The 8687-nt window shown below is 68.3% G+C and carries 5 protein-coding genes and 1 pseudogene; 2 read left to right on the top strand and 4 right to left on the bottom strand.

The window, feature by feature from the left end:
* Positions 1 to 39 precede the first annotated feature (39 nt).
* A pseudogene (locus AC08OJ_RS16270) lies at positions 40 to 444 on the top strand (class I SAM-dependent DNA methyltransferase); the annotation flags it as partial.
* A gap of 209 nt (positions 445 to 653) precedes the next feature.
* Entirely contained in the window at positions 654 to 800 is a 147-nt protein-coding gene (locus AC08OJ_RS16265; protein ID WP_476596173.1) for a hypothetical protein, read from the top strand.
* Between the two features lie 291 nt (positions 801 to 1091).
* Here AC08OJ_RS16265 and AC08OJ_RS16260 read toward each other — a convergent pair whose 3' ends face one another.
* The 4 genes from AC08OJ_RS16260 to AC08OJ_RS16245 all read right to left on the bottom strand — a co-directional run.
* Complete coding sequence (locus AC08OJ_RS16260) at positions 1092 to 2210, bottom strand: radical SAM protein (protein ID WP_476596172.1); 1119 nt, start codon at positions 2208 to 2210, stop codon at positions 1092 to 1094.
* 594 nt (positions 2211 to 2804) lie between these two features.
* On the bottom strand, positions 2805 to 4766 hold the full coding sequence (locus AC08OJ_RS16255; protein WP_476591860.1) for an ABC transporter ATP-binding protein: 1962 nt from the start codon (positions 4764 to 4766) through the stop codon (positions 2805 to 2807).
* On the bottom strand, positions 4763 to 6496 hold the full coding sequence (locus tag AC08OJ_RS16250) for an ABC transporter ATP-binding protein (protein WP_476596171.1): 1734 nt from the start codon (positions 6494 to 6496) through the stop codon (positions 4763 to 4765). Before AC08OJ_RS16250 ends, AC08OJ_RS16255 begins: the two co-directional genes overlap by 4 nt.
* A 179-nt stretch (positions 6497 to 6675) precedes the next feature.
* The coding region (locus AC08OJ_RS16245) for a putative bifunctional diguanylate cyclase/phosphodiesterase (RefSeq protein ID WP_476596170.1) at positions 6676 to 8687 on the bottom strand (2012 nt) is incomplete at its 5' end.

The raw sequence follows: 8687 nt of genomic DNA, 5'->3' as shown, positions 1-8687 counted from the left end.
CGGCATTGAGGCTGGCCGGGTAACTGTCACGATGTCGGCATGGTGACGAAACCCGGAAAAGAGGATCCGGCCGAGTACGGCGACCGGATCGCAGATGTCTACGACCGGTGGCATCTCGTGGGTTCCCGAGTCGATGAGATCGGCGCGGTCGTCGACTTCCCCGCGGAACGGGCCGGCGACGGGCCGGTACTGGAACTCGGAATCGGGACCGGGCGAATCGCCCTGCCGCTGGCGGCGCGTGGAATTCCGGTAGCCGGGATCGACGCCTCCGAGCGCATGGTTGGGCGGCTGCGGGCGAAACCCGGCGGCGCGGAACTGCCGGTGACGATCGGGGATTTCGCCGACATCGACGTTCCAGGAGGTTCGTTCAGCCTCGTCTACGTCGTGTTCAGCACGTTCTTCGCCCTGCTGACCCAGGCTGACCAGGAACGGTGTTTCGCCTCGGCCGCCGCCCGCCTGCGGCCCGGCGGGGTGTTCATCCTGGAGGCGTTCGTACCGGAACTCTCCCTGTTCGACCGCGGGCAGGACCTCCGGGTCACCACGACCGCCGACGACGAGACCCGGTTGAACACCGCGATACTCGACCGCTCCACCCAGCGGATCCATAGCCGCCACATCGCCATCACCGACCACGGCATCGACACCTATCTCCGGTGGAGTTGCGCCACGCCTGGCCCGCCGAGCTCGATCTCATGGCTCGGCTCGCCGGCCTGGCACTGGTCGACCGGTACGGTGGCTGGGATAGTGCGCCCTTCACCGCCGCCAGCACCGTCCACATCTCCACTTGGCGCAGGTCCTGACCCGGCGCCCCCGGACCCGAGCCGGCCCGGACCTCGGCCAGCCTCGACCGGGGCGGATCCCAGACCTGGCGCACCTCCCCGGTTGGGCACCTCCCGAGACGGCGAGGAACCGTCAGTCGATCCAGTCACGGGGCCAGTGGATCTCCTCGGCCGTAAGGCGGGGCCGGTCGGTCAGGGACCAGGGCGCGTCCAGGTCTTCCTGGACGACGGAGAAAAGTCCATGGTCAAATGGCTCCCCCGGCGCCGGGGCGACCTGGACCAGCCGTTCCCGCACCCCGGCGCGCTGATGTGTCAGCGCCCGGTTATGGCAGTAGGGATTGTTGCCGGCGCGGCCGAAGAAAGTGTGGGCGGTCCAGGTGCAGCCGCCGCGGCAGACGTCCGCGTACGCACAGCCGCGGCAGAAGCCCCACAGGTTCTCGACCGCGGCCGGCGTCCCCGCCGCCATGTTGACCGCCAGCTCGGGAGCGTCACGCAGCAGATCGGTGAGGCTGCGGTCGCGGATGTTGCCCCAGCGTAGTCCCGGGTCGGCAACGAGGGGCAACCCTTGATCGTGCCGTCCGCCTCGATGCCGAGCGTGGACAACCCGGCCTGGCATCCCGCCCAGAAGGCCGACCCCTCGGGAGAGCGCAGCAGCCTTTCGTAAGGGCCGTAGTAGCCGACGTTGTTGCCGGCATGGACGCGGATGCCGTCCCGGCGGGCGCGACGCGCGATCCGGGCAAGCATCGGGAACACCTCGAGCAGCTCGACCGGCTGGAGCAGGAGCTCGGCGTGGTCGGCCGCGTTGCCCATCGGAACGGTCAGCTGCCACTGCCAGGCGACGACGCCCGCGGCCCGCAGCCGCCGGTACAGCTCGGGCAGTTCGGATGCGGTCAGACGATTGATCTGGGTGTTGCAGGTAGCCTCGACGTCGGCGGCGCGCAGCCATTCCATCGTCGTGAAACACGACTGCCACGAGCCCTTCCGGCCGCGTAAGCGATCGTGGGTGGCGGCCATCCCGTCCACCGACACCGAGCACTGTTCGACACCCGCCGTGCGCAGTCCGCGCGCCATGGCCGCGCTCATCCGGTATCCACCCGTCGTGACCGTGCATCCCATGCCCCGGCGGGTGATCTCGGCCGCGATCGTCAACCAGTCGCGGCGCAGGAACGCCTCACCGCCGATGAGCGTGACTTCGTCCACGCCGACCGCCGCGAGCTGCGCCACGACGTCGAGCGCCTGCTCGGTCGTCAGCTCCGCGGGCCGCCGGTCACCGGCGCGCGAGCCGCAGTGCCCGCAGGCGAGATTGCACGCCAGGGTCAGCTCCCAGACGGCGTACGTCCGGCGCGGCGCCGTCCTCCTCGACCGGAGAGAACCGGGTGGACCGGGCGGACCGGGCGCCTGAGCACGTGCCACGGGAACGAACCCGGTCATCTCGGATCCGTCACCTTCGGAACAGGCGACGCAGCCAACCCCGCCGAGGCCCGGAAAACCACTGATCCCGGTCGGGCTGGGGCGGCGGGAGCGGTTGGAGCGGTGGGCCGCCGTACACGGGCGTCGCGATCGGAAGCTCGCCCGTGCCCCAGGCTGACCCCGCGGACTGCGGCGGCGGGTAGAGCCCGGGAGGCGGCTGGGCCGACGGCCACCGGCCGGATGCTTCGAGGGTCGTCTCGGTGGACTCCTCCGCGGCCAGTCTCTCGGCGATGTCCTCAGCCCGCCCCGGGCCGACCTGCGCAGCCCAGGAGGGCCCTCGTGGCAGCCGCGGGTCCGCCGGTTCATCCTTCGCCATCCCCCACCTCCACCGACATCATCGCCGAAAGAGCCCGCACCGGCCATCGGCACCGTTCACCGACCATCGGCACTGTTGCATCCCGGGAAGGCACGGCATGCTAACCGCTCAGGGTCGACCGGAGCGATCCCGATCCGCTTTCTTGTCAGAGTTCACCTAACGAGCCGTCCGGCTCGCGCTCATCCCCGCTGTCACACGCACAGGCTGGTAGCGCAACCGCTCGCGTCAGACCTCGACGGTCAGATCTCGACGACGGCCTGGGCGAACTGGGACTGGTACAGCCGGGAGTACAGGCCGCCAGCGGCCAGGAGTTCGGTGTGGGTGCCCTGTTCGACGATGGCTCCGTTCTCCATCACAAGAATGGTGTCCGCGTCCCGGATGGTCGACAGTCGATGCGCGATGACGAACGCGGTCCGGCCCGCCCGCAGGGTCGACATCGCCCGTTGGATGAGGACCTCGGTACGGGTGTCCACCGAGCTCGTCGCCTCGTCGAGAACCAGGATCAGAGGTTCCACGAGGAAGGCACGGGCGATGGTGATCAGCTGCTTCTCCCCGCCGCTCACGCCGACCCCCTCGTCGTCGAGCACGGTGTCGTAACCCGCGGGAAGGGTGCGGATGAACCGGTCGACGTGCGCGGCGCGGGCCGCCGCCACGATCTGCTCCTGGGTGGCGCCCTCCGCACCGTAGGCGATGTTCTCCGCGATCGTTCCGCCGAACAGCCAGGTGTCCTGCAGGACCATGCCGATGCTGGCCCGCAGTTCATCCCGGGACATCGCCGCGACATCGACCCCGTCCAAGGTGATCCGTCCGCCGGTGACCTCGTAGAAGCGCATCAGCAGGTTGATCAGAGTGGTCTTGCCGGCACCGGTCGGCCCGACGACCGCGACGGTGTGACCAGGTTCCGCGACGAGTGACAGGTCCTCGATCAACGGCTTGTTCGGTTCGTAGCGGAAGGAGACGTGTTCGAAGGCCACCCGGCCACGAAGCCGCTCCGGATGCGCCGGAACCGCCCGGTCGGGTTCCTGCTCGACGGTGTCGAGCAGGTCGAACACCCGCTCCGCGGAGGCCACCCCGGACTGCACCAGGTTCGCCATGCTGGCAACCTGGGACAACGGCTGGCTGAACTGCCGAGAGTATTGGATGAACGCCTGGACGTCACCGATCGACAGCGAGCCGGACGCGACCCGCAGGCCGCCGATCACCGCTACCAGCACGTAGTTCAGGTTTCCGATGAACAACATCGAGGGCTGCATGAGACCGGAGATGAACTGCGCGCGCCAACTGGCGGCGTAGAGCCGCTCGTTCTGCTCACGAAAGATCTCCGCGGATTCCTCCTGCCGGCCGAACGCCCGCACGAGCGTGTGCCCGGTGTACATCTCCTCGATATGGGCGTTGAGACCACCGGTGATCCGCCACTGAGCGACGAACTGGGGCTGAGCCAGCTTGCCGACCCGGGTCGCCACCATGATCGACACTGGCACCGTGACCAGCGCGATCAGGGCGAGGATCCAGGAGATCCAGAGCATCATCGACAGCACGCCCACGATCGTCAGCGTCGACACGACGATCTGCGACATGCTCTGCTGCAGGCTCTGCCCGAAGTTGTCGATGTCGTTGGTGACCCGGCTGAGCACCTCGCCTCGCGGCTGACCGTCGAAGTAACGGATGGGCAACCGCGAGATCTTCGCCTGGACGTCGCGGCGCAGATCACTGATCACTCTCTGCAGGGCCAGGTTCGCCAGCCGGGCCTGGAGCACACCGCACAGCCCGGACACCGCGTAGACGAGCACGACCCCCAGCAGCACGACACCGATGGCATCGAAGTCCAGGCCATGACCGGGGGTCACGTCGAGCGAGGCGAGCAGGTCCGCCTGGGTGCCGTGGCCGGTGGCACGCAGCTGCGCGACCGCCTGCTCCTTCGTGCTGCCAGCGGGCAGCCGCCGACTGAAGATCCCCGCGAACACCAGGTCGGTGGCGTGGCCGAGCAGGCGAGGACCGATCACGCTCAGACCGATACTCAACGTCGCCAGGACCACGACGGCGATCATCAGGTGACGCTGCGGTCGCAGCAGTCCGAGCAGTCGGCGGCTCGAGGCGGCGAAGTCCATCGACTTCTCCGTCGCGCCCGGGCCTATGAAGAACCGAGCGGGCCCGGCCGTCGGAGCCGGGCCGCGGCGCGGTACCGGTACCGGGCTGCTCATGCCGCCTCTTCCTCGGTGAGCTGGGAGAGCACAATCTCGCGGTACGTGGTGTTGTCGGCCATCAACTGCTGGTGGGTGCCGACGCCGACCACCTCACCGTGGTCCAGCACGATGATCTGATCCGCATCCCGGATGGTGGCGACCCGCTGAGCAACGATCACCACGGTCGCGGCGGAGGTCTCGTGGGCGAGCGCCCTGCGCAGACGGGCGTCGGTGGCGTAGTCGAGGGCCGAGAAGGAGTCGTCGAACAGGTAGATCTCCGGGCGGTGAACGAACACGCGGGCGATGGAGAGCCGTTGGCGCTGGCCGCCGGAGACGTTCGTGCCACCCTGGGCGATCGCGGTGCCGAGACCGTCCGGCATGGCTTCGACGAAGTCCTTCGCCTGCGCAATCTCCAGCGCGCGCCACAGTTCGTCTTCGGTGGCGTCCGGATTTCCGTAACGCAGATTGGTCGCGACGGTGCCGGAGAACAGATACGGCTTCTGTGGAACCAGGCCGACGGTCCGGGCGAGCAGCGCCGGGTCGAGATCGCGGACGTCGACGCCGTCGACGAGGACGGCACCCTCGGTGGCGTCGGCCAGCCGCGGGACCAGACCGAGCAGCGTCGTCTTGCCGCTACCGGTGCTGCCAATGATGGCTGTGGTCTGACCCGGCCGGGCGCACAGGCTGATTCCGCGCAGGACCGGCGCCTCCGCTCCCGGGTAGTGGAACCCAACGCCCCGCAGTTCCAGGTCACCGTGGCGGCGCAACTCCCGCACCGGGTTCTGCGGTGGCAGGACCGTGGAGTCGGTCTCGAGCACCTCCTGGATGCGCTCCGCGCACACCTCGGCGCGGGGAATCATCATAAACATGAAGGTGGCCATCATCACCGACATCAGGATCTGCATCAGGTAGCTGAGGAAGGCCGTCAGCGCGCCGATCTGCATCTGGCCGGCGTCGATACGGTGAGCACCGAACCACAGCACGGCCACGCTCGAGAAGTTGACCACGGTGAGCACGAGCGGGAACATCAACGCCATGAGTCGACCGAACCGCAACGAGACGTCGGTCAGTTCGGCGTCAGCCACCGCGAACCGGCGCCGCTCATAATCGTCCTGGACAAAAGCGCGGATCACCCGGAGTCCGGTGATCTGCTCCCGCAGGATCCGATTGACGGTGTCCAGGCGCTCCTGCATCGCCCGGCCCAGCGGCCGCATCCGTCGCACGATCAAGCTGATGATCACCGCGAGGACCGGAGTGATCGCGACGAGCAGGAGCGAGAGCCCGGCGTCCTGATTGACCGCCAGGATGATGCCGCCCAGGCACATGATCGGCGCGGAGACCATGAGCGTGAAGCTCATCAACATCAGCATCTGCACCTGCTGCACGTCGTTCGTGGCCCGGGTGATCAGTGAGGACGCACCGAAGCGGCCGACCTCCCGCGCTGAGAATGACTGGACCCGGTCGAACACCGACGCCCGGATATCCCGACCGAGCGCCATCGCCGTCCGGGCTCCGAAGAAGACGGCGGCGCCGGCGCAGACGATCTGCACGACGCTGACACCGAGCATGAGTCCACCGATACGCATGATGTAGCCGGTGTCGCCGATGACCACTCCACGATCAATGATGTCAGCGTTGAGGGTGGGGAGGTAGAGCATGGCGATCGTCGCCACCAGCTGCAGAAGGACCAGTAGCGAGATCGGCCGGCCGTAGGGGCCGAGGTGAGCCCGCAGAAGTCGGATCAGCATACGGTCCCTCTCGGTGGCGGCTGGTGGTCGAACCGGTAGATCGCGACAACGGTGGGTAACCACATTGCAAACGTGTTGCGACCCTACGACGTCAACCCAACATCAGGTCAAGGCATTTTCAGTGCCACGCACTGGAGAGTTGGGGGCCAGTGCCACGCACTGGAGACATGGCAGCTACCTCATGCCGGATACCTGCCGGGGATGTCGGCGAGCGGTGCGGGTCCGCCGAAAAGGCTGCCCTGGCCGAGGTCGCAGCCGCTGTGCGCGAGGGTGGCGGCCTGCTTCGCGTCGGTGATGCCGGTGCCCAGCAGTGAGATGCCCAGCCCGCGGATGGTGGCGAGGAACGCCGTGCGCAACGTGCCGTCGTTTTCTTCTTCCCCGGGGGTGCGGCCGTCGGTCAGCGATTCGGTCAGCTGCCGGGTGGCGGTGGCGTCGAGCACGATGATCTGGACGGGGAGTGGCAGAAGGGGATCGAACGAGAGGTCCTCGGCGCTGGGACAGATGATCGCGAGCCTGATGCCTCGTGCGGCCAGTCCGCGCAGCGCCCGCAGGGCGGCCTGATCGGTGTGGTGCGTCGCGCCGACGACGCGGAGCACGAGAGCATCGGGTGGCAGGTGGTGGACGGTCAGGGCACTGATCACCTCGGTCGTGAACCAGGCGTCAGCGGCATCGATGATCGAGACGGGGATGTGGAGGGCCACCTCCGGATGGCCCGTGCTTCGGTAGCGGCCGAGGTCACGGCAGGCCCGGTCGAGCAGGATGTGCTCCAGTGCGGGGGCCAGCCCGGTCTGCTGGGCGGTGGGGATGAGACGGTGGTGGGGAGCGGGTCGGGAGGACGGGTCGTCCCACCGAAGCGCCGCCTCGACACCGACGGTCCGACCGGTGTGGAGCTCGATGATCGGCTGATAGCTGACGTCGAGGGTACCGCCGCCATCCTCGCCGCGTACGGCGTGGGTGAGGCTGGTGCGCAGGGCATCCTCGGCGCTGGCGGGGCACAGCTCCGGCCGGTACACCACCAGGGTGCCTTTACCCCGCCGTTTTGCGGCATACATGGCGGAGTCTGCCTGTTTCAGCACGCTTTCCGCAGTGGCCTGAGTGCCGGGGTCGACAACGACCAGCCCAATGCTGGCCTGGATTGTATGAACCGTTCCGGCGAGTACCAAGGGTACGCGGAGTGTTTCCAGGATCCGCCGCCCGATGGACTCGGGGTCGACGCAGCCACCTTCCAGTAGGACCGCGAACTCGTCGCCGCTGATGCGGGCAACCGTGTCGGTGGTACGGGCGCAACTCGTCAGCCGATCCGCGGTTACGCGAAGCAGGTCGTCGCCGGCCGCGTGCCCGAATCTGTCGTTGACGCTCTTGAAGTCGTCGAGGTCGCAGAACAGTAGTGCAAGCTGCGTATTGTCCTGCGTATTATCGTGGAGGCGCCGGGCAAGTCCGCGTTGCAGTCGGGCCGTCAACAGCGTGCGGTTCGCCAGGTCGGTCAGCGGATCGTGCAGGGCCTGGTGGTGCAGCTGTCGTTCGCGGGTGTAGCGGTGGGCGTTGTCCAGGCACAGCGCCGCGCGGGCGGCCAACTCCTCGGCCAGGGCCAAGTCGTCGTCCTCGTAGGGCTCTGGTTGCCGGGAGCGGTAGAAACTGGCCACCCCGAACATTACGTCGCGGGTGGACAGGGGAACCGTGATGAGCGAGTGGATCCCCTGCGCGAGGAGTCGCTCGACGCGTTCGGGGTCCTGGGCCTGCCAGCCGGGAGCGGCGTGCAGGTCGGCATCAAGCACCGCCCGCCCGCTGGCCAGGCACCGGGCCTGCGGCGTGGAGGGCAGGAAGCTGATCTGGTGACCGGCCGGGTAGAGGGCGAGGCCTTCCTGGATGCCGTGCAGGGCGGCGCGGCGCAGCAGTGCGTTCGGACGCAGCAGTGCGGTCGGATGCAGCGAATCCTCGCCCCGCAGGACAGACTCCGCCAGGTCCACCGTGACGACGTCGGCGAGTTCGGGCACGGCTGCCTGGGCCAGTTCCTCGGCGGTCCGGGTCACGTCGAGGGTGGTCCCGATGTGCATACTGGCCTCGTACAGCAGGGTGAGGCGTCGCCGTGCCGCCACCGCGAGACGGCCGATTCCCTGTTCCCCGATGGCCAGCAGCGACGCGCCGATGGCGGGCTGCCGGCTGGCCGGGGGGGTACTGGCCGGGGGGGTAC

The sequence above is a fragment of the Frankia sp. CgKIO3 genome, assembly GCF_977946435.1.
Note: the sequence above shows the minus strand (reverse complement) of the source record. Positions and strands in the feature narration are given on the sequence as shown.

Coding starts and splice junctions, on each gene's coding strand:
- AC08OJ_RS16260 (WP_476596172.1), bottom strand. CDS start 2,210: ATGACCGGGTTCGTTCCCGTGGCACGTGCTCAGGCGCCCGGTCCGCCC.
- AC08OJ_RS16255 (WP_476591860.1), bottom strand. CDS start 4,766: ATGAGCAGCCCGGTACCGGTACCGCGCCGCGGCCCGGCTCCGACGGCC.
- AC08OJ_RS16250 (WP_476596171.1), bottom strand. CDS start 6,496: ATGCTGATCCGACTTCTGCGGGCTCACCTCGGCCCCTACGGCCGGCCG.